Source organism: Pedobacter sp. MR2016-19, assembly GCF_014947265.1.
Taxonomy (GTDB): domain Bacteria; phylum Bacteroidota; class Bacteroidia; order Sphingobacteriales; family Sphingobacteriaceae; genus Pedobacter.
Window position 1 is genome coordinate 402,384 of the sequence record NZ_JADCNK010000002.1, and the last position, 20,776, is coordinate 423,159.

Genomic DNA, 20,776 nt, shown 5'->3' on the forward strand with positions numbered 1-20,776 from the left:
TAATTTCTTTGTTACAAGTGTTCTTCTAAAAGTTTTTTAATTTGTCTGTTATCCATAAATCCCAAAGCCGGGTTTACCACTTTGCCTTCTTTATTAATCAGCACTTGATGCGGAATGCCTGTAATTTTAAATTTATCAGCTAAATAGCGCCATTCATCACTTTTTAGCCTATAGTGTTGTCCTTTTATAGTGGGCACTAAATTCTGGTAGGCAACCAAAGGCGAGCTTTCATCAGTAATGTAAACAAATACAACATTGCTATCTTTCATTTCTTCTTTCAAAGGTCTGATTTCCGCAATTCCGTTAAGGCAGGGACCACACCATGTTGCCCAAAAATCAACTAAAATAACCTTGCCTGCATGTTTGCTGATAATGTTATCTAAAATTTTATCCGCTTCTACTTTTGGTGTTTGGTTTACAAAATATCCCCCGTTTTTTTTATTAGCGATGATCTGTTTTTCTGTATCGTTGTTTCTGAGTTTAATATAATCTTTTACAAACTGATTCTTAATATCTGATAGGGCATAAGGCAAATTGTTCTGGCTGATTGGAGAGAGTTCGCTAACAATTGGTCTTAAAATATCTTGTGCGTTCATAATATCAACCAAAATCCCTTTGTTAATATTAAATGCCGAATCGATTAATTTGATATAATAATTTGAGAAATTTTTTGTGTTAAAGATTTTGATAAAATCACCATGTTCCTGCAACCATGCATCTTGTATGTGTTTATCAGCACTATCTATTTTTAATGAAAGTCCATCTGATGATATCAATTTTTCGAAAGATTTGTCTAAATCAGTAAGTGCGATATCACTCGCTTTAAGCGCATGTAACATATCAGCATAATTATGGGTATAGCTATATCTGTCAGGTCTTACTCCCGGTAAAAATTTAAATCTGTTAATAAAGGCATTGTAATTTCCACTAATTACAGAAAGTTCATCATTGATGATTTTTTGGTCGAAAAAATTATAGTAATCATCAGGGTATTTTTCAGCCTTCTTTTTAGTCGCCCTATTTGCATATTCATAATTCCAGTTATACTCGATAATATGGTTGGCATAACCACATACAATATCTATCCTTTTAACTTGATAGGCTTTCTCTGAAAGGGTTCCAGGCTGGTGGGTGGAATCTAACCTGGAAAGTTCTGTTTTTTGAAGATTCAGTAAATAAGTTTTATAGTCGTTTGGCTTCATGTCAACTATTCTTTTTTGGATGTCTTCATAGTCGAATAAATCAAATTTATTTAAAAGAGAAAGATCCTCATTTAATTGAGCCAGCTCACCTGTATATCTGGTATTTTCATCGCCAATAATGACAAAAAGTTCTTTGCCAGGCTCCAGGTAGATATCATTTTCATTGACTATATCTGACCTCAGGAAAACTCTTTCGGGTTGATAAATCCCTACTTTGGCCGAAAAATAACCGTTTTTTTGTATTGCTATGATCTGGTTTTCCTGTCCCCCCGATATAATATTGTCTATGTACAACATCAGGGTTTTAGTTGCCAATTTAGGACTGTAGTTTTTAATATAACCACTAAAAGTAGCACTATCGTTTTTGAAGATGGGAAGTTTATAGGTTTCCTTTTGAATAATTCTTTTACAATCTGCCTGGTTTTTGCTTAACTGAACTGTTTTATTATCAATGGTAAGGTTGATCGTGTTGTTCTTTAATCCGCTAATTGAAAGCTGTTTGGTTTCTTTGCCATTAGCAATGGTTATTGATGTAAGGATGCTATTCGGCTTTTTAAGGGTGTTTTTATAAGTCCAAACTTTGTTATCATAAACTACCGATTGATTATAAAAGGCGATTTCGAGATTATTATTGTTTTTATTATACCAGCTCGTATAAATAAAGTTTGGAAGTAAATTTTTGCTTTCCTGCAAGGCAATGTCATAGATTTTCCAGCTATTATCACCCTCTTCTACATAATCAATACTGGTGGCTTTTGCATTAATTTTTGGAAAAATAAGCTGATACGATACACTACCACTTGGTGGCATATAGTATTGATTATCTAATGGAATGCCAACTGTTTTCCTGATGTAGTATTTGGCGGTACCGGTATTGTCTTGAAGATAAGTGTTTTTAGGTATCCTGATCCATTGCCCGGCAGTATAGGTAGTGGTAAACCATAATACAGTAGCGGTATCTGATGTTACTATTTTTGTGATTTTCAGCGTTGATGAGGCGCTGTTAAAACCAACAAATGGATTGGTTATTGTTTTTTGAGCGTGCAGGCCTACTGTAACTATCGATAGAAAAAAGGCTAGTACAATTTTTTGATGGAGAGAACTGGTTTTCATTGTTTTAGATTGAAAAACAAGTATAACTAAAAAACGGGTTATTGTCCGTTAAATTCTGTTAAATAAGAGTTGTAAACTATTTGATCACTGATTTTAGTTCATGCCTATATTCTGAAGCACTTTTGCCGGTAAATTCTTTAAATAATTTATTGAAATGGCTAAAGTTGTTAAAGCCACTTTCATAAGAAATATTGGCAATGCTGATGGGTTTTTCGGCAAGAAGCTTTGACGCATGCACTACACGATATTCGTTTACAAAATGTGTAAAGGTTTTTTTGGTAATTTTTTTAAAATAACGGCAAAAGGAAGGAACCGTCATACTCGACATTTCCGCCACGTGCTGTAAACTAATCTGTTCCTGGAAATGGTCTTTTACGTAGTTAAAAATCATATTAATGCGGTCGTTATCCTGCACCTGCATTTCCATCGAAAATCCGTCGGCATTTAAGATTTTATAATCTTTCGCATGTTCAAGTTCCTTTAATACGCTGAGTAGCGTTAAAAGTCTTTCAAAAGGCGACTGATCGTCCATCATTTCTATGCTATCGCCAACGGCCCGCATGGTTTCGCTACCAAAGGCAATTCCCGCCTTTGCTTTGTCGAATAATTCGTGGATGCCTTTGATTTCCTGCAGACCTAAAAAGATGTCGCCCAAAAAATCGGGTTTCATCTGGATAACAGTTTCGTTTTTGTTTCCGGTATTGGTATCGGTAAAACCACAATGGGGAAGATTGCTGCCAATGAGGATCAGATCACCTTCGGTATAATAGGACACATGACTGCCGATCTGCCTTTTGCCGGCCCCTCCGTTAACAAACACCATTTCAATTTCAGGATGGTAATGCCAAAGATGCGCCATATTGTTGGCGTTTTCTACATATTTTGAATAATAAAATGAACTTCCAAAAGAAGGCTCAACAACTTCAAAACTTGGTTTCATGTTTTGCTAATTATGTGTTCTAAAATAGATAAAAAATATGCTTTATTATAGGTTTTGTTAAAATATCGAATAATTAAGGGTAATATAGCATAGGTATTGGCAAATATGCAATCACCTATCTTTCAGATGCCTCCGTACCTTAGTGGTGTCATATAATGATTAACTCTAAAAAATATTGGTTATGAAAAAGTTCTTAAAAATCGGTTTAATAGCAGCGTTATTTTTTACTGCTACGGGTGTACACGCTAACGATGATGATTTTACTTTAAAAGTAAAAGGTGAAAAAGAAAAATTTATTCGTTTCTCTGTAGATAAAGCAGAAAATGTTAATTTATCACTCATTGATGCATATGATGAAGTTTTATTTGAAGAAAACATCCATGCTTCAGCTGCCTCCAGCAAAGTTTATGATCTGAATGAGCTTCCTGATGGAAAATATACGCTTAAAGTAGAGTCGGATGTAAAAGTTGCAAAATATAGTGTGGTAATTAAAAACGGTGAGGCACTTGTTTCTGAACCTAAAGTTTCTAACCTGTTTAAACCTGTTTATACTAAAAAAGATCAGGTAATTACGCTTAACCTTGAAAACCTGGAGAATAGTCCGGTGGAAGTTAAAGTGTATAACGAATACAATGATGTGGTTTATAATGAGGTATTCAAAGATAAATCGCAATTGGTAAAGAAATTCAATATCGGTAAAACAGATTCTAAAGAATTAACCTTCGTTGTGAAGTTCAATGAAGAGAGTTTTGTTAAAACGATTGAAACATATTAAACATTTTACAGCTAATTGATGTTTGAGGTTGCCCTTGGGTAACCTTTTTTTGTTTAAGGGCTATTGAAAAAACATTGTCTGGCTATTTGTGGATGAGGTTTTTGAATCTTTAATTTAATATTTTGCATTATCTTAGCCGCTTAAATTAACGCAATATGAAATACTTATTTGCCGGTTGTATATTGCTGTTTTCTACTGTGGCGGCAAAAGCCCAGACCAATTTTGTTAAGGGATATGTAATTACAAGTACAAAAGATACCCTTAAAGGATTTGTTGATTACAGAGAAAAAGAGCACAATCCTTCTTCATTCAAGTTTAAATCCAATACCGGCGATAAGGTTCAAACCTTTACAGCCGATAACGCTTCAGAAATCAACATCGAAGGGAAAGATATTTACCAACGCTTCATTGTAGATGTAAGTCAGAGCAAAACCGAGGCTGCTTATTTATCTGTTGGCATTGATTTAACTGTGCGTAGAGATACCGTATTTCTTCAGGTTTTACAAAAAGGTACCAATGTTACGTTGTACAGGTATAGTAATGACATTAAAAACAGGTTTTATATAAAAGAAAGGGATGTTGCAGAGCCGATAGAGCTTATCCGTAATTTATACCTTGATCCTAATAATACAACAGTAATAAAAAGCAGCAATTCTTATTCAAATCAATTGATGCAGCTGTTTACAAAATACCATGCTAATATTTCTGTACCCAGTCGTAAGTTTACTTATTTAGACTATTCGGAAAGAGATATAGAAAAAATCGTTGCAGATATAAATGGAGATGTGGTAAAAAAATCGAATGTTGCAAAAAGCAGGTTTTTTGCTGGTTTAGGCCTAAACCTCAATAAAGCTAAATATACTGGGGCAAGTAGTTTTACTGATGGAACATCAAAAATGGGCTATTCTCCGATATTGACGGGAGGACTGGACGTCTTTTCTAATCCTCAGATTGGCCGGCTGATTTATAGACTCGAACTTTCCGTTTTGATGAATAGCGGCGATTTTTCATCTTCAGAAAATAATATACGAACCCATAGTTTTAAACAGTATTCTGCAGTATTTGCACCTCAGGTTTTATATAACTTTTATAATACTGATCGTTTAAAGTTTTATGTGAGCGCTGGTGCTGGTTTAATGGTTTCTAAGTATTCGAGAAATATTTCTACTACCTACTATCCGTTCAACGATGCACTTTTAGTAGAAGAGAATAAAGTAGAACTGCAGCCTTTTAATTTTAGTCCACAGGCTTCGGCAGGTATAGTCTTAAATAAAAAAATACAGATATCTGCTGGGTATTCATTTGAAACAGCCATAAGCAATTATGTGTATTACAATGTGAGCATGCAGCGTACCAGTATTGTGATCAATTATTTTTTTAATAAAAAATAAGCATTCAGGTAGTTTGGGAGAGGGTGAAATTGGTACAGCTATTACCGGAGGTTAATTGGTTGAGTTTTAAATAGCTGGTTTCTAATTAAAAGTTTGATTTTAAGAAATATATTGTTACTTTTGCATCCCCGTAATATACCTCGGGATTAAAAAATTAAAAACATAATTTATAACAATGAATCAGTACGAAACTGTTATCGTTCTAACCCCGTTGTTATCTGAAGAGGCTGCGAAAGAGGCATTAGCTAAATTCAAAGCAGTTCTGACTGATAACGGAGCCGAAATTATCCAGGAAGATAATTGGGGTTTGAGAAAATTAGCGTATCCAATTGAGAAAAAATCAAATGGATTCTTCAACTTAACTGAATACAAAGCTTCAGGAGATTTGATCGCAAAATTAGAGCTTCAATTAAAACGCGATGAGCGTGTGTTACGTTTCTTAACTATCCGTTTAGACAAACACGCTGTTGCTTACAATGAGAAAAAGCGTAGTGGTGCTTTTAACAAAAAAACTAAGGAGGTTGCAGCGTAATGGCAAGAGAACAAATACAATACGTAACAGCCCCTAAAGTAGAGGATAACCGTAAAAAATATTGCCGTTTCAAGAAAAACGGAATTAAATACATCGATTACAAGGATGCAAATTTCTTGTTGAAATTTATTAACGATCAAGGTAAATTATTACCACGCCGTTTAACCGGTACTTCGTTAAAATTCCAACGTAAAGTGGCTCAGGCTGTTAAACGCGCCCGTCATATCGGTTTGTTACCTTTCGTTGCTGATCAATTAAAATAGGAGGCTAGAGATATGGAAATTATTTTAAAACAAGATATTAAAGGCCTTGGTGAGAAAGATGATGTAGTTACAGTAAAGCCAGGTTATGGCCGTAACTATTTAATCCCTCAAGGATTTGGCGCTTTGGCTACTTCTTCTGCTAAAAAAGTTTTAGCTGAAAATTTAAAGCAAGCTGCTTTTAAACAAGATAAAATTAAGAAAGATGCTGAAGGTGTTGCTGAACGTTTAACTGATGTTAAACTTTCAATCGGTGCTAAAGCAGGCGAAAGCGGAAAAATCTTTGGAGCGGTTAACACCATCCAGATTGCTGAAGCATTAAAAGCTCAAGGCTTTGATGTAGACCGTCGTCGTATTACTTTCGAAACTGAACCTAAATTTGTTGGCGAATATGTTGCTAACTTAAACTTACACAAAGAAGTTAAAGTTCAGGTTCCTTTTGAAGTAATCGCTGAATAAGCATTCTTTAAAGAATCAATAAAAAGTTCCGATGAAAATCGGGACTTTTTTTATGGAAAATGAATGAGGTAAAATGGATGATGGAGAGGATTGAGTGAGCAATTTTCTGTATTGATTTTCCATTGATTTAAATTTTCCTCAATAGATCGTTTAAATGCCATTTTTGATTCTTTTGTAACAAAGTCAACCCAAATTTCTGTATTTTTTGTAACAAAGTCAGGGCATTTATATTGCTAAATAATGTTTAGAAATATAAAATAGCTTATGATACGTTAAATTTGCAAGTCTACGGGAAACAATTAACGCTTCCCGCAGTAAAAAATAAAGAATAATTTATTCATGTCGTAGAATTAACTACATCTTCCATCATCCATTTCACATCTTCCATCCTTACTATCCTTTTGGCGTTGTTGGTCTGATTTCCACTTTGCTTGGTAGTGTTCTTGCTGGCATGGCTAATAAATCAACAATCAATTTGCCCATATCCTCTGGCTGGATTTTCCAGGCATCATCTTCAGCATTCGGCTGATGATCGTTGAAATGACTGGCTACCGATCCAGGCATAATGGTACTTACCTTTACACCGTATTTTCTTAAATCAAGCATAATCGATTGAGTAAAACCGGTCAAGCCAAATTTACTGGCATTATAAGCCGATCCTCCGGCGAAAAAATTCGTTCCTGCCAAACTGGAAATGGTAAAAATATGGCCCTTTGTTTTTTTGATCTCCTCTACCGAAGCTTTAATGCTGTAAAAAACACCAGTTAAATTCGTATCAATGGTTTCTTTCCATAAATTAATGTCCAATTCATCAACTGGTGCAAAATGACCAACACCTGCATTGGCAATGAGTACATCCAATTGTCCCCATTTTTCGAGTATCAGATTTACAGCATCCTGCTGAGATTTAAAATCCACAACATCTGCTTCAATGGCCAATACATCACCATGTGCTACCAGCTGAGATGCGGCCTGATTTGCACTGTCTATTGTCCTGCTGGTAATGGCTACTTTATAGCCTTCTTTTAAAAGTGATTCGGCAATGCCGAAACCAATTCCTTTGCTTCCGCCTGTAATTAATGCAACTTTCATCTTCTTGTAACGTATGATATCGTAAAATGTTTAATTAGATTTTTTCTTATTGTGGTGAGGAAGCTCCATGATCTGGATATCTTTAAAATCTACCGGCTGTCCCTCACTTTGTAAGGCAATAAAACCCTGAGTAAGGGCTTTTCCATCAATTTTAATCTTCGGATCGTAACGGTTAGCTACCCCGCCACCTATCTGTGGTTTGCTATATTGTAAAACGGTATCGCCGTTTATAATATGCGTTACAAGCGAATCGCCGAGAACAATCAATTCGGCAGATACCCATTGGTCGCCATCGTAAGTTTTTGATTTAGAGTCCAGGCAATGTCCATCATATAATTTACCTTGATAAAAAATATCTGTACCAGGTGAACACATATTTCCTGTTGGGCGTGGACGGCCATCACTCAAGCCACCTAAAAACTGCATCTCAATGGAAATTGGCCAGTCTTGTTCCTTAGGCATTGTTTTCGGGTCCTGAGAATGGAACATCACACCGCTATTCCGCAGGGTGTAACTTGGTGCTCCTTTTTGCAGCTCGCCAACAAAGCGATACTTTAGTTTTAAGTGATAATAAGAAAATGGTGTTTTATAATAAAGATGGCCGAACTGATCATTGAAATCGCCATATTGGTCATATCGAACCTGTATAATTCCATCTTCAACCCTGAAGGTATTTCCGAAATTTACATTGTAATCGTGGTGATGGATTTTAACATTCCAGTCTTTAATATCTTTCCCGTTAAAAAGTGTTATCCACTTTTCTGATTGGTTATTGATGTTCTTGCTTGTACTACAGCCCCACAGTGTTACAGCAATAAAAAGATAGCCTAGTTTTTTCATTTGGTTAATTCTGTTTGCGCTATTTTTAAAATGTGAATCACAAAATACGTAAACAAACTGATTTTAATGCAGGTTAAAGGTTTACCACAGGAATTTTGCATTTTGGTTTTTGTGATGACTAAAAACTTTTTCGCATCATTCCAGTCCTCTGCATTTCCCAACTTCAGTCTCTTTAATTACCTTTGGGCCATGGCCAAAACCCGGACAACCAAAGCTAAAAGCAAGGCAAAACATCCTCTTTTAAAAAAGATCACCAATATTTTTACAAAAGTATTTTTATATTTTTTGTTGGTTTCGGTGTTTTGGGTAATTGCGTTGCGTTTTATCAATCCACCTATTACCCTTTTAATGGTACTACGGAACATTGAGCGTAAAGCAGATGGGAAACCTTTTAAAACGGAAAAAAAATGGGTTAAGTTTGATGATATCTCTGATAATATGAAAAGGGCCGCCGTATCTGCTGAAGATCAGCTCTTTTTAACACATATCGGTTTTGATATGAAAGCTATTGAAAAAGCTTTTGCCAGTAATGCTAAAGGAAAAAAGGTAAAGGGCGGAAGTACCATTTCGCAACAAACTGCTAAAAATGTTTTCCTATGGCCTGGCCGATCGTGGATAAGAAAAGGTTTTGAAGCTTATTTTACTTTACTTATAGAACTGTTTTGGAGCAAAGAAAGAATATTAGAAGTTTACCTGAACGTAATCGAAATGGGCGACGGAATTTATGGTGCCGAGGCTGCTGCCCAGGCGTATTATGGTAAATCCTGTACAAAATTGACCAAGAAACAAGCCGCTTTAATTGCTTCGTGTTTTCCAAACCCCAGAAGGTGGACACCCAAAAACGCAACCCCATACATCAGGCACCGCCAATACCTGATCTTAAGAAATATGAACAGGTTAGGGCCGTTGGATTTTTAGTCGATAGTCCAAAGTCCTGAGTCCAAAGTCAATTTATCGACTAAGGACTTTGGACTCCAGACTTAGGACTACACTAATCATGATCCTTATTCCACCTGATCTTTATTCCGCCTTTTTCGTCATCAATAGCTTTTAAGTGCAATACGATTCCACGCATACGGGCTTCTCTTTTTTCCGATCTGGTTAGGTTTTCATCTCCTTTCGGGTTTCTCAGTGGAATATCCATCTCTACATTTGTACCACTTCCTAAAGCGTAAATGCCTTTTACGTTAAAGTTTAAAGCACTGGAGTTTACCTGCATTGGACTGATTTCTACTTTGTCGCCGCGCACGTTCAGTGTTCCATCAAGATTTTTGATTTCTACGTTTGACAGGTTCCTGTTGGCAAAAGCAAATTTTCCAACCTTAACCATCGGATCGAAATTAACCAGTGCGGCATTGTTCAGATTGAACACCACTTTACCGTTTATTGATCTTGGAAGGATTTTTCCTGTGTGCGATATTTTTCCGGAAATGTTAGCCAACGCTGATAAATAACCTTTTAAATTTTTATTGGTAATGGTATTCTGTCCGAAATTATCAAACGAATAAAAGAAATCTTTCACACTTACATGGCTGATCTTTGAGCTGATCTTAAAACTATTTGAAGCCGTTTCCTGCATAATATTTCCGTTTAGCGATAACTGACCGCCGGCATGCGCCACGCTTATTTTGTTGAAAAATATCCCCCCGCCCCGCAAAGAAATGTCGGCATCAAGGTTTTTAGCCAGGAAATTATCATAAATGGCTTTATCAACCGTTAAACGGATATTCATTTTAGAAAGTTCCAGCACATTGCTCAACTCTTTGGAAACCACTTGTTTGTTTCCATTCGATTTTTTCTTTGCTGTTCTCGGTCCTAAGAAAGGTAAAAACTCTTTTAGGTAGAGTTGAGGACTCGACATTTTTAAGTTCACCAATATTTTTTCGGGAGCAGTATAATACAAGTTGGCAAAATTGGCGATGCTACAGCTTACATTAAGTTCGCTTTTGCCCAATTGGAAATGCCCATTTTGGATCGATAAATCGTTCTGGTTAAAATTGATGTTTAAGGCACTTTTTACCAGATGGAGCTTTCTGGGGATGTAAAGAATGTCTGCATCTGCAATCTGTATTTTACCTGAAACAACTGGTTTGGTGAAACTGAAGTTATCAATATCAGCCTTGCAGTATAACCTTAAATTGGCCGTACCGTTTTTAAAATCAAAATCATTCGTACCTAGTGAATTGTTTAAATTGGATAGGGGGAACTGCGAGGTTACTAATCCGGTGGCAATTGGGCGAGCTAAATTATTTACCGTGAATGTATCGATCTTAAGCGGCGCATTAAAATATTTCGCAGTAAGTTTGTGGAACTTGATAGATGAGTTTTCATCGCCAATAATACCGCCAACGGTATCCTGGTTGGTAAAGGAACCATCAAAATTACAAGCCGTTAATTTACCTGCCGGAATGGAAACTATATTGTCTCTCACCGTTATGCCTACTTTAATCAATGGATCGCCATATTTGCCTGATCCGTCATCAACAATATTTCCCCTGATATTGATTGGTTTTTCTATCCCGAACTTTAAGAGTTTGGAGGAGATATTGGGCGATAGGAGTAAAGCAACATCTCTGAATAAAATATCATCTACAGCTATGCTAATAGCAAAAGCAGATTTATCTAATTCTATTTTAGCACCGATTTTAAAAGGATGCCCACCAATTTTTAAGATTTCGGGATTTAGTATCACTGCGTCAAGATCCCGGCTGTAACGGGCGTTTAAGGTTCCTTCCAGGGTTTTATCTTTCAAAAAGCTACCTTTTCGAGTATTGAAGGCAAAACTGTTTACCTTAGTCATCAACTTGATTTTACCTGTCCAGCCGCTATCAGGATACTCCATTCTGCCCTGGATCTGATCAATATCAAAATTGAATAACTTAAACCTTTTCTTATTGTCTAATATTAAACTTACCTTATTAAAATCAATCTTTTTAACTTCTAATGCGGAGGACTTTGGCGATGATTTTTTATCAGTTTTAGGTTTACTTTTAAAAATACTGGTGTTGCTATAGCCTGTAGAATCGGTGTAGATGTAAATAGATGCATTGTTAATGGCAATCTGTTTAATGTTGATATTGCCTACAATAAGCGAAAGTACATTTAGCGATACATCTATATCCTGCGCTTTTAAAAGATCGTGTTTATGTTGGTTCCACAGGCTATCTCTTAGTAGAACGCCATTTAAGGATACCGAAACGCCTGGAAAGCTTTTTAGAAGCGTAGGTTCCATACTTGTGGCCGTAATCTGTCCGTTTAAATTTTTATTGAGTTGCGAGAGGATAGAAGCCAGCACTTCTTTCTTGTTGCGACTAATGTAAAACGCACCCGCCAGCCAGGTTAATATAATTAGTACAACTAAAACGGATAAGATTTTTAAAGAGATTTTAAGCCAGCGCTTCATACACATTATTTGATTTAACCAATATAATGTTTTTTGTTCGCTAATTGTTTGGCTTACAGTAAAAAATAGCTGCAATAGCAACAGACATTCTGAATCAGTTAGCCTAAAAGAGATTCCAGATCAGGATGGTACTGTGAGGTTAAGAAATGTGTAATCGTAAAATCAGCCAAACGGTGTTTGTAAAAGGGATCCTCCATCAGGATTTTTTTCAATTCAGCTTCATCTTTAGCCAGGGCCAAAATGATTCCACCGGTTCGGGGCACCTTTCTTCCCGAAGCTACAAAAATGTTTTTTTTATAGTATTTCTTTAAATATTGAACATGCGCTTCCATATGCGCATCTAACTCGGTTAGCGGAACAATATATTTAAGATCTACGATGAACACAGGCTTAAAGTAAATGTGCAAAAACGGTAGAATGCCAGCTGTTTTGAAAAGGAACTTCCCATTTAGATTCAAGCTCAGCCAGGTTTTGAACCATATTGTTAAATACAATCGTTTCTGGCGTTACCTGCTTTATATTTACCAGAGTTTCAAAATCTTCTTTGCTGTTTACCACAACTTCTTCATTTACTTTATAGGCAATGTTGAAACGGTTAAAAAGGTCTACATGGTACTCCTGCTCAATTTCTTTAATTAAACGAACAGAGCTATCAATAGAGCAACCGGTAACACCAGCCTGACTTTCATCTACTGTTAGGATAATAAAAAAGCCATAGCGTATTTCTGCTTTTGCAAGCAATTCATTTCCATGTGCTTTCCACTGGTTAGTAAAAGCTGCCAATTTGTTTAAGATCTCAGTTTCTTCAGTAGAAGTAAATTTGCGATCGCTTTGGTATATCCAAACTCTTGATTGTGGAGAAAAACTCATATACAAATTTATGATTTTAATTAAATTGGTATGATTAAAACGCTAACCTGATGAAAAAGTTTACACTGTGCTTGAAAATATCCCTTCTTTCGGCTTTTTGTATGTTTTTATGTGCTTTTTCAGACCCCGAATCCATGGAGCAGTATGCCATTTATCTTCATAAAACGCTTACCGATCATTATGACAGCAGCCAGGAAAGTGATCAGGTAAAACGTTATGAGTTAAATGTTACTAACAATGGTTTTTGCCGTTACAAGCTGTATTTTAATAACGGTAAAACGGAGTATTTCGCATTTAAGTTATCGAAATTTAAAGATATGGACTATTATGGTACCACTACTTCGGGTAAATTATATATTTATACCAAGGGTGATGACGTAATTGTGCAGACCTATAAAGACAGGGGAGGTGATGTAGACTCAATGGCTACCCAGCTGGTGATTCCGTTAAAAAATATGGAGGCTGAAGATTTAAATCTGATCCGTGACAATTTGAATAAAATTAATGCAGGGGTTTCAATTTCGCAGAAGCTTTAGGTGAGAAATTAACCTATGCAATACTACAATTGCTTTTCTGAACAAAAAACCATCACATCTTAATGTTAATCATGATGCAGGTTGCAACAGTAGTATATGATATGAAATAAAATATAGGCGATTTTTTTGGAGCGCAATGTTATTCGCTTTTTTTATGTTAGTCCTGCTCTTCGCTTTATCCCGATGAAATATCGGGGATGCCGCTCCGATCAGGGCTATAAACTCGGGTTTGTGCACGGAAACCGACATAGTAGAAGAAAATGGCTAAACTAAACCTGATCGAACGAATGCCAACTAGGGATTGACAATATGATAAAGAGGCCGTCTAATGAGTTGTAATTCGCTTCGAATTTGTCACGTTGAGCCCTGTAGAACGCCTTGTGAGATATATAAAAAAGATCCTTCTACAGGTTACCCATAGACAGAATCCATTAGCACGGTCGTCATCTCGACCGGAGCAAAGCGAAGTGGAGAGATCTTTGTACTACGTTTTTGAAATCAAATTTAAAAGATTTCTCCACTGCGGTCGAAATGACGATACTTCGAGACCATTCCCTTCTTTATCATTCTGTCCATTCATATTGATTTTTATACAATAAATTACTCCTCAGGATGACAAATTTATATTTTTGATACAGCTTCTTTATTTGTTTAGTTGAAAGTTAAAGGCCGTTTGCCCTTACCGTAATCTCAGCAATATCCAATACCTTAACTTCCTGTTCTTTATCTTTTAGTTTAATGCCGTCGCTTAACATCGTCATACAGAACGGGCAGCCCGCTGCAATAAATTGTGGATTGGTTTCAAGCGCTTCGTCAATACGTTCAACATTGATATCTTTATTCCCTTTTTCAGGTTCTTTAAACATCTGAGCGCCACCTGCACCGCAGCATAATCCGTTGCTTTTGCAACGTTTCATTTCTACCAACTGAGCATCTAAAACTTCTAATGCTTTTCTTGGCGCTTCATAAATTCCGTTTCCACGGCCTAAATAACAAGGATCGTGATAAGTGATTTTTTTGCCTTTAAAACTTTCTCCGCCTTCAGCTTTTAACTTACCCTCGTTAATTAAATCCTGGATCAATTGCGTATGGTGGATGACTTCGTAAGTGCCGCCTAAACCCGGATATTCATTTTTAATGGTATTGAAGCAATGTGGACAGCCGGTCACGATTTTTTTAATGTTGTAAGCATTCAAAACTTCGATATTGGCCATGGCCTGCATCTGGAAAAGGAACTCGTTCCCTGCTCTTTTAGCAGGATCTCCTGTGCAGCTTTCTTCGGTTCCCAATACCGCATATTTTATACCTACATGATGTAAAATCTTGCAGATGTCGCGCGTAATTTTCTGCGCTCTTTCATCGTAACTTCCGGCACAGCCCACCCAAAATAATATTTCTGGTTCTTCACCTGCTGCCACTAACTCGGCCATTGTAGGGACTTTAAATTCCATTTGTCTAGTATCTATTTTCTAGTATCGAGTACCAAGTATCGAGACCTGATGTAATTATTATTTTAATTCAATGCCAACTGAAAACTGTTAATGCTAACTTTCTTGTGCCCAGTTAAAACGATCGGCTGGAGAGTATTTCCATGGTGCCTGGTTATTCTCAATATTGCCCAACATTGCATTAATGCTTCCTGGTGCCTGCGATTCTTCCATCACCGCAAAACGGCGGAGTTCCATAATAATCTGCAATGGATCAATGTTTACCGGACAAGCCTCTACACATGCGTTACAGCTGGTACAGGCCCAGATCTCTTCTCTGCTGATGTAATCGTCCAGTAATGATTTTCCATCCTGATGTTCTGCACCATGTTTATCAATATTCTGGCCCACTTCGGTAATGCGGTCACGGGTGTCCATCATAATTTTCCGTGGCGATAAAAGTTTACCTGTAATATTTGCCGGGCATACAGAAGTACATCTTCCGCATTCGGTACAGGTATAGGCATTCATCAGGTTTACCCAGCTTAAGTCGGTTGCATCTTTTGCGCCAAATTTACCAGGTTCGGTTTCTGCCGGAACAAAAGAAGGATCGAGCATTGCTTTTACCTCATTGGTAACCGAGGCCATATTGGTAAATTCACCTTTAGGCTCCAGATTAGAAAAATAGGTGTTCGGAAAGGCGAAAAGAATATGGAAATGTTTCGAATAAGGCAGGTAATTTAAAAAAGCCAGAATACCTATAATATGAAACCACCAGCAGCTGCGTTCAACGATTACCAAGGCATGTTCTGTTGAAGGAAGGATATTCATTAAATATTGACTCACCGGAAAAGCACCTGCATTTACATAGTGTTTTGCACCTAAAAGCTGGAGTTTAGCATCGGCTGCGTTCATGAGCAGGAAAGCGCTCATTAATAAAATCTCGGTGATGAGGATATAGTTCGCATCAGATTTCGGCCAGCTTTTCATTTCTACGCCACTAAAGCGTTTAAGTTTGAGGATGTTCCTGCGTACCAGAAAAATAGCGCACGAAACCCAAACGGTAAAAGCCAGAATTTCAAAAGAGCCGATCAGGAAATTATATAAACCACCCAAGCCATTAAAAATGCGGTGTGTGCCGAACAAACCATCGATCATGATTTCCAACACTTCAATATTGATAATGACGAAGCCTATGTAAACAAAAAAGTGGAGGAAGGCAGGGATAGGGCGAACAACCATTTTAGATTGACCAAAAGCCACCCGAAGCATCGTCATTAATCTTTTTTGCGGTTGATCTTGTCGATTTACCGGTTTGCCTAAACGGATATTGCGAATTATTTTACGCAGGTTAACTGTAAACAGCGCAATTGCTGCAAGTGTAAGTACTAGAAAAAGGATCTGTGCCACCATGCAAAATTAGATTGTTATGCTAAATTAGGATATTAATCTCAAAAAAATACTATGCATGCATAAAAAAAATAATAAAATTGTTTGTTTGTACTCATTCTAAGCAAGTATTAAGGCCTTTATTAAAAATAGTGAAAAATTAATTAATTGATAATCAGTGTAGCAATGAAATAATCGAAAAAAAATTTTGCTTTTGAAAAAAGAACACTACATTTGCAATCCCAAACGGATGGTGCCATAGCTCAGTCGGTAGAGCAAAGGACTGAAAATCCTTGTGTCCCTGGTTCGAATCCAGGTGGCACCACTTCCAAAAGCCTTTCAGAAATGAGAGGCTTTTTTGGTTTTATGGCATTCTTATTGAAATTGCCCTTGTTTATTTATTTGCAACAGATTAGCATAGTATTTTATTTGTTGACCACCTAAGCCACCTGAGATTATCTAAGTTTACGCCGTACTTTTAAATTGGCTTGAAGTTTTCTTTTGAGTTTCTTAATCATAGCATCTTATATTCCATATAAATGGTAAGTATTTTAGCATTTTTGTGTCATGCAGAAATCTACAGATGATATTATAACCCCGAGGCTAATCCTTCGTTTAATGAATAAGGAAATGATATCCTATTTCCTGGAAAATGATTTAGAAGGGGCAGCACTTTTAATGAAAGCTAATATTCCTGTAGAAATGTTCGATCATCCAGGTAGTTTGCGATACGGTTTAAAGCAATTTGAAGATTCAGATTACTTGCCATGGTCGGCAAGGGCAATTATATTAGCGGACGAAGATCGAATGATAGGATTGGTGAGGTTCCATAGTAAGCCAAATCCTGAATATTTAAAAGAATATGCTACAAACGCGGTTGAATTAGGCTATCGCATTATTAAAGACTACCGGAAAAAGGGTTATGCAACAGAAGCTGCTACGGCTGTAATGAACTGGGCAAACATAAATTTTGGAGTTGAAAATTTTATAGCCAGTGTTTCGCCGGAAAATAAAGATTCGCTTAAACTTATTTCTAGCTTAGGATTTAAAAAGATTAGTGAGGTAATGGATGATATAGATGGCCTGGAGTATGTTTTTCTAAGGAATATTATTGACCATTTATAGGGATATGTTTTTTTGATTACCTTAAGTCGCCTAAGCGCGCGATATAAAATAAAAATATTTTTTTTAGTGCATCTTCTTGCTTATCAAAAAGATGAGGATTTAAGGTCCTGTTTTGATGAAAAAAACTGAAATCCTTTTTTGGAATTGAGAAAAAGAACACTACATTTGCAATCCCAAACGGATGGTGCCATAGCTCAGTCGGTAGAGCAAAGGACTGAAAATCCTTGTGTCCCTGGTTCGAATCCAGGTGGCACCACTTCCAAAAGCCTTTCAGAAATGAAAGGCTTTTTTGGTTTAATGCCATTTAGTAAAAAATTCCACGCAGCACAATTTTATTTTTGGCTTTTGTTTCAAATTGACTTTTACAGTTGCTCATCGGGATTTTCGGCTATCTCTTTAACCTTATCCAGTGCTTTAGGCCATGTTTTTTCGAAATAATCTCTCCATTCATCGCTAATGCCCATATCAATAACGAGTTCTGTCTTGCCATCTCTTTCACTGAGGGTATAATTCTCAAGTGTTTCGCCCCAATTCCCGCTGTAGTCTTCCTTGCCGTCTTTTATCTCACCAAGGTGTTTGATAGACATATACTGGTTTGGGATACTGTCTTGAATCACAGCTACCATCCCATCTCCATTTTCGCCCAGAAACAGGGCCTTGCTTCCTTTTTTCCAGTCGGTTTCTACACGCGATCCTTCCATAAAAACAGCTGTCCACTTAGGGTAGGTTTCTACGCCAAACAGTGCATTCCAAACTTTTTTTGCTGTGGCGTTAATTGTGGTTTTAAGTTCGATCTTTTCCATAGTTCCTGGTTTTAAATCAGATAATTAGTATAACAAATTTGCACAGGATTTGATTGACTTAAGCGGTGCAAAGGCGACAATTTTTGTGGGGGCATAAGGACTAATAGTGAAACACCGTTAGCAGATCTGTTAAAAATTGCTAAATATCTCAATGAAAAGTAATTTAATCGGTAGATTTACGTAATTCACCAATATATATGCATGAGTGTACAATTTTGAGTTAAATTTTAGTTTGTTGGTAGGTAAAGTTTATCTCGGAACAACTTAACGATTGCCTTATTCGTATATAGATAACATTACTATAAATTCCAATGAGAAATAAGAAATTCTTTTACCTGGTAACGCTAGGTTTTTTAAGCTTTGGGGCTATTACCGGCTGTAAAAAGAGCAGTACTGCACCTGATGAGCCTGTAACTCCACCGGTTGTGACGACGCCTAGCGGAACGCGGGATGAATTGACTAAAGATTCTATTTATTTATACGGTAAAGAACTTTATTATTGGAATACTTCGCTACCCACTTATGAGGTGTTTAATCCACGTGGATTTAGTTCGAATGAAGCAGAACTATATGCCATGACACAATATTCTTTAGATCCGGCAACAGGAAAACCATATGAATATGGAAGCACTCCCGGCGAACCTAAATATTCGTTTTTCGACTATACTGCCGCTACTACAGGTAAAACAGGAGCGCTTAAGGCAGATGTAAATGGCTCAGCCAATGATTACGGTTTTTCTGTTCAATATAATAATACTACAGATTTAAGGGTGAAATATGTTTATCCTAACTCTCCTGCAGCCTTGCAGGGTTTAACACGCGGCTGCAGGATAACGAGTGTAAACGGAAGAACAGATCTGACCTACCCTGGTGCAGTTAGTTTTTTAAATAATGCCATTTTTGGTGCTAATGCAACGGTGACTCTTGCTTTTAATGATCTAGGCGGTAACCCGAAAACAGCTGTTGTATCCAGTAGCTTTTATAGCGTTAATCCGATCTTATTTACCAATGTTTATACAGTTGGTACAAAGAAAGTCGGTTACATTGTTTTTAATAGTTTTACTAATAATGCTTCTGCGGCGATAAATACAGCCTTTGCTAATTTTGCTACACAAGGGGTGAGTGAATTAATTATTGATTTACGTTATAACGGTGGTGGCTATGTTTCAACAGCTACCCAAATCATCAATTTAGCGGCGCCAGCAGGCGAAACAGGTAATACGATGTTCACTTCTTATTACAATAACTATTTACAGTCTATCACTACTGCTCAACGTAAAGCCTCCGTTCTGGCACATCAGCCGCTGTTGGATGATGACGGTAAATTACAGACTTTTACCACTGGTGTAAACGGAAAATATGCTACATATGCAGATTTAAATTATTCGCCTACAGCTGCAGATAATATAGAGAAATTTGCAAAGTCCGGTTCATTATCTTTAAACCGCATATATTTTATTGTAACTGGATCAACAGCCTCTGCAAGCGAGTTAACCATTAACAGTTTAAAACCAGTAATGGACGTAAAAATGATTGGTACAACAACATACGGTAAACCTGTGGGTTTCTTTCCAATCAGAATAGACAAGGTGGATATGTACATTCCAGAATTTGAAACTAAAAATAAACTTGGTGTTGGCGGTTACTATTCTGGCCTAACGGTAGACAAAGAATCGGCAGAAGATTTAACCAAGGCCTGGGGTGATGAAACAGAAACATTGTTGGCCAATGCTCTTTCATACGCCAAAAATGGAACTTTTATAACGACAGCTGCAAAAACAGCTAGTTTAAGTACAACGACAACAGTAATGCCATCAAAATTATCGGTGACACAACTAAGAGCATTAGATGAAAAGTTAGATCCAAAAGGCTTTAAAGGTATGGTGATGACGCCAGATAAGAAATTTTAATAAAAGCTAATAATGAAAATGCCCGCTTAACATATTTAGTTAAGCGGGCATTTTTATTTGTGACGGTATTTACAATAATATTTTACTGCTGATATCTTTGTTAATAGTTATGTATCCTGGATATTTAACAGGTGTATTGCCCAGCATAAAGGTTGGTTTTATTTTTATGGTTAATAAACCTAGTTTTTCATCTTTTGACGATGATCCTTTTTGAGCAGCCTTGATAATATCGTTAAATACATTACCATTAGATATTAGTCCGTAAATGTTGCTCACCAATTGTACCGGAACGGTAACCGTTTGGCCTTGTGCAATGCTTACATTTTGATTAACGATGCCTTCTGCCAAATCAGTATTGTTGACCAATATCTTATATTCGAACTGGTTTATAGCCGCTAAATTGCCCGACGGATTGGTTATTTCTAAATTTAGATTGGCTCTAAGCGGAATGTCTTTTCTGAGCAAACCCAATGCAACCCCTGGTAAACTGGTTAAGCTAAAGCTTTGCTGGTCCATTAACTTTTTAACATCTGTGCCTGCAATCGATACCTGTTGTACACCTGTAATTTTATAGGTGCAATCTTCAAGTGCTTTTATCTGCTGTGCCTGCCTGTTTATTCCACATCCAAAAATGCTTATGGTAAACAGGAAAAGCAATAGTTTTTCTTTCATGTTATTCATAACGCCAAAATAGTAAAACTATTTCAGC

Annotated in this window: 20 protein-coding genes and 2 tRNA genes; 11 read left to right on the forward strand and 11 right to left on the reverse strand. The window is 36.8% G+C overall.

Annotated elements, in window-relative coordinates:
* Positions 1 to 11: 11 nt before the first annotated feature.
* Complete coding sequence (locus IM793_RS04030) at positions 12 to 2,315, reverse strand: TlpA disulfide reductase family protein (protein WP_193419848.1); 2,304 nt, start codon at positions 2,313 to 2,315, stop codon at positions 12 to 14.
* Between the two features lie 76 nt (positions 2,316 to 2,391).
* Positions 2,392 to 3,255 carry an AraC family transcriptional regulator gene (locus IM793_RS04035; RefSeq protein WP_193419849.1) on the reverse strand — a complete coding sequence of 288 codons (864 nt, stop codon included), beginning with the start codon at positions 3,253 to 3,255 and terminating at the stop codon, positions 2,392 to 2,394.
* A gap of 181 nt (positions 3,256 to 3,436) precedes the next feature.
* Here IM793_RS04035 and IM793_RS04040 point away from each other — a divergent pair, with 181 nt between their 5' ends.
* The 5 genes from IM793_RS04040 (at position 3,437) to rplI (ending at position 6,672) form a co-directional block, all read left to right on the forward strand.
* Positions 3,437 to 4,030 (forward strand): hypothetical protein, encoded by a 594-nt coding sequence (locus IM793_RS04040; protein WP_193419850.1) that lies wholly within the window; start codon positions 3,437 to 3,439, stop codon positions 4,028 to 4,030.
* A gap of 155 nt (positions 4,031 to 4,185) precedes the next feature.
* Positions 4,186 to 5,421: an outer membrane beta-barrel protein gene (locus IM793_RS04045; RefSeq protein ID WP_193419851.1), complete on the forward strand. Its 1,236-nt coding sequence runs from the start codon at positions 4,186 to 4,188 to the stop codon at positions 5,419 to 5,421.
* Positions 5,422 to 5,596: 175 nt separating this feature from the next.
* Entirely contained in the window at positions 5,597 to 5,953 is a 357-nt protein-coding gene (gene rpsF / locus IM793_RS04050; RefSeq protein WP_029283098.1) for a 30S ribosomal protein S6, read from the forward strand.
* Complete coding sequence (rpsR, locus tag IM793_RS04055) at positions 5,953 to 6,216, forward strand: 30S ribosomal protein S18 (RefSeq protein ID WP_010599582.1); 264 nt, start codon at positions 5,953 to 5,955, stop codon at positions 6,214 to 6,216. Before rpsF ends, rpsR begins: the two co-directional genes overlap by 1 nt.
* A gap of 12 nt (positions 6,217 to 6,228) precedes the next feature.
* Positions 6,229 to 6,672, forward strand: a complete 444-nt coding sequence (gene rplI, locus IM793_RS04060; RefSeq protein ID WP_025144599.1) for a 50S ribosomal protein L9 — start codon at positions 6,229 to 6,231, stop codon at positions 6,670 to 6,672.
* Positions 6,673 to 7,065: 393 nt separating this feature from the next.
* Here rplI and IM793_RS04065 read toward each other — a convergent pair whose 3' ends face one another.
* Complete coding sequence (locus IM793_RS04065) at positions 7,066 to 7,764, reverse strand: SDR family oxidoreductase (protein ID WP_193419852.1); 699 nt, start codon at positions 7,762 to 7,764, stop codon at positions 7,066 to 7,068.
* Positions 7,765 to 7,794: 30 nt separating this feature from the next.
* On the reverse strand, positions 7,795 to 8,604 hold the full coding sequence (locus tag IM793_RS04070; protein ID WP_193419853.1) for a DUF1080 domain-containing protein: 810 nt from the start codon (positions 8,602 to 8,604) through the stop codon (positions 7,795 to 7,797).
* Positions 8,605 to 8,793: 189 nt separating this feature from the next.
* Between IM793_RS04070 and mtgA the strand changes: the two genes are divergently transcribed.
* Entirely contained in the window at positions 8,794 to 9,522 is a 729-nt protein-coding gene (gene mtgA, locus IM793_RS04075) for a monofunctional biosynthetic peptidoglycan transglycosylase (RefSeq protein WP_193419973.1), read from the forward strand.
* 73 nt (positions 9,523 to 9,595) lie between these two features.
* Here the strand turns inward: mtgA and IM793_RS04080 are convergent, their stop codons facing one another.
* From IM793_RS04080 to IM793_RS04090, 3 genes are all read right to left on the reverse strand, one after another.
* Positions 9,596 to 12,007, reverse strand: a complete 2,412-nt coding sequence (locus IM793_RS04080; RefSeq protein ID WP_193419854.1) for an AsmA family protein — start codon at positions 12,005 to 12,007, stop codon at positions 9,596 to 9,598.
* 98 nt (positions 12,008 to 12,105) lie between these two features.
* Positions 12,106 to 12,393 carry a YciI family protein gene (locus tag IM793_RS04085; protein WP_138820569.1) on the reverse strand — a complete coding sequence of 96 codons (288 nt, stop codon included), beginning with the start codon at positions 12,391 to 12,393 and terminating at the stop codon, positions 12,106 to 12,108.
* A gap of 4 nt (positions 12,394 to 12,397) precedes the next feature.
* A complete protein-coding gene (locus tag IM793_RS04090; RefSeq protein ID WP_121282429.1) occupies positions 12,398 to 12,877 on the reverse strand; it encodes an ABC transporter ATPase in 480 nt (159 codons plus the stop codon).
* A 50-nt stretch (positions 12,878 to 12,927) separates the two neighbouring features.
* Here IM793_RS04090 and IM793_RS04095 point away from each other — a divergent pair, with 50 nt between their 5' ends.
* Positions 12,928 to 13,413: a hypothetical protein gene (locus IM793_RS04095; RefSeq protein ID WP_193419855.1), complete on the forward strand. Its 486-nt coding sequence runs from the start codon at positions 12,928 to 12,930 to the stop codon at positions 13,411 to 13,413.
* Positions 13,414 to 14,075: 662 nt separating this feature from the next.
* Here IM793_RS04095 and IM793_RS04100 read toward each other — a convergent pair.
* Complete coding sequence (locus IM793_RS04100; RefSeq protein WP_193419856.1) at positions 14,076 to 14,864, reverse strand: (Fe-S)-binding protein; 789 nt, start codon at positions 14,862 to 14,864, stop codon at positions 14,076 to 14,078.
* 93 nt (positions 14,865 to 14,957) lie between these two features.
* Positions 14,958 to 16,253: a (Fe-S)-binding protein gene (locus tag IM793_RS04105; RefSeq protein WP_193419857.1), complete on the reverse strand. Its 1,296-nt coding sequence runs from the start codon at positions 16,251 to 16,253 to the stop codon at positions 14,958 to 14,960.
* Positions 16,254 to 16,481: 228 nt separating this feature from the next.
* On the opposite strand from IM793_RS04105, the gene IM793_RS04110 reads away from it, so the two are divergent.
* The 3 genes from IM793_RS04110 (at position 16,482) to IM793_RS04120 (ending at position 17,610) form a co-directional block, all read left to right on the forward strand.
* A tRNA-Phe gene (locus tag IM793_RS04110) sits at positions 16,482 to 16,554 on the forward strand.
* A gap of 242 nt (positions 16,555 to 16,796) precedes the next feature.
* Positions 16,797 to 17,354, forward strand: coding sequence for a GNAT family N-acetyltransferase (locus IM793_RS04115; RefSeq protein WP_193419858.1), 558 nt, complete (start codon positions 16,797 to 16,799; stop codon positions 17,352 to 17,354).
* 183 nt (positions 17,355 to 17,537) lie between these two features.
* Positions 17,538 to 17,610, forward strand: a tRNA-Phe gene (locus IM793_RS04120).
* A gap of 106 nt (positions 17,611 to 17,716) precedes the next feature.
* Here the strand turns inward: IM793_RS04120 and IM793_RS04125 are convergent.
* Positions 17,717 to 18,157, reverse strand: coding sequence for an SRPBCC domain-containing protein (locus IM793_RS04125; protein WP_193419859.1), 441 nt, complete (start codon positions 18,155 to 18,157; stop codon positions 17,717 to 17,719).
* A gap of 311 nt (positions 18,158 to 18,468) precedes the next feature.
* Here IM793_RS04125 and IM793_RS04130 point away from each other — a divergent pair, with 311 nt between their 5' ends.
* Positions 18,469 to 20,067, forward strand: a complete 1,599-nt coding sequence (locus IM793_RS04130) for a S41 family peptidase (protein ID WP_193419860.1) — start codon at positions 18,469 to 18,471, stop codon at positions 20,065 to 20,067.
* Between the two features lie 69 nt (positions 20,068 to 20,136).
* On the opposite strand, the gene IM793_RS04135 is transcribed toward IM793_RS04130, so the two are convergent.
* Entirely contained in the window at positions 20,137 to 20,739 is a 603-nt protein-coding gene (locus IM793_RS04135; protein WP_193419861.1) for a hypothetical protein, read from the reverse strand.
* Between the last annotated feature and the right edge of the window lie 37 nt (positions 20,740 to 20,776).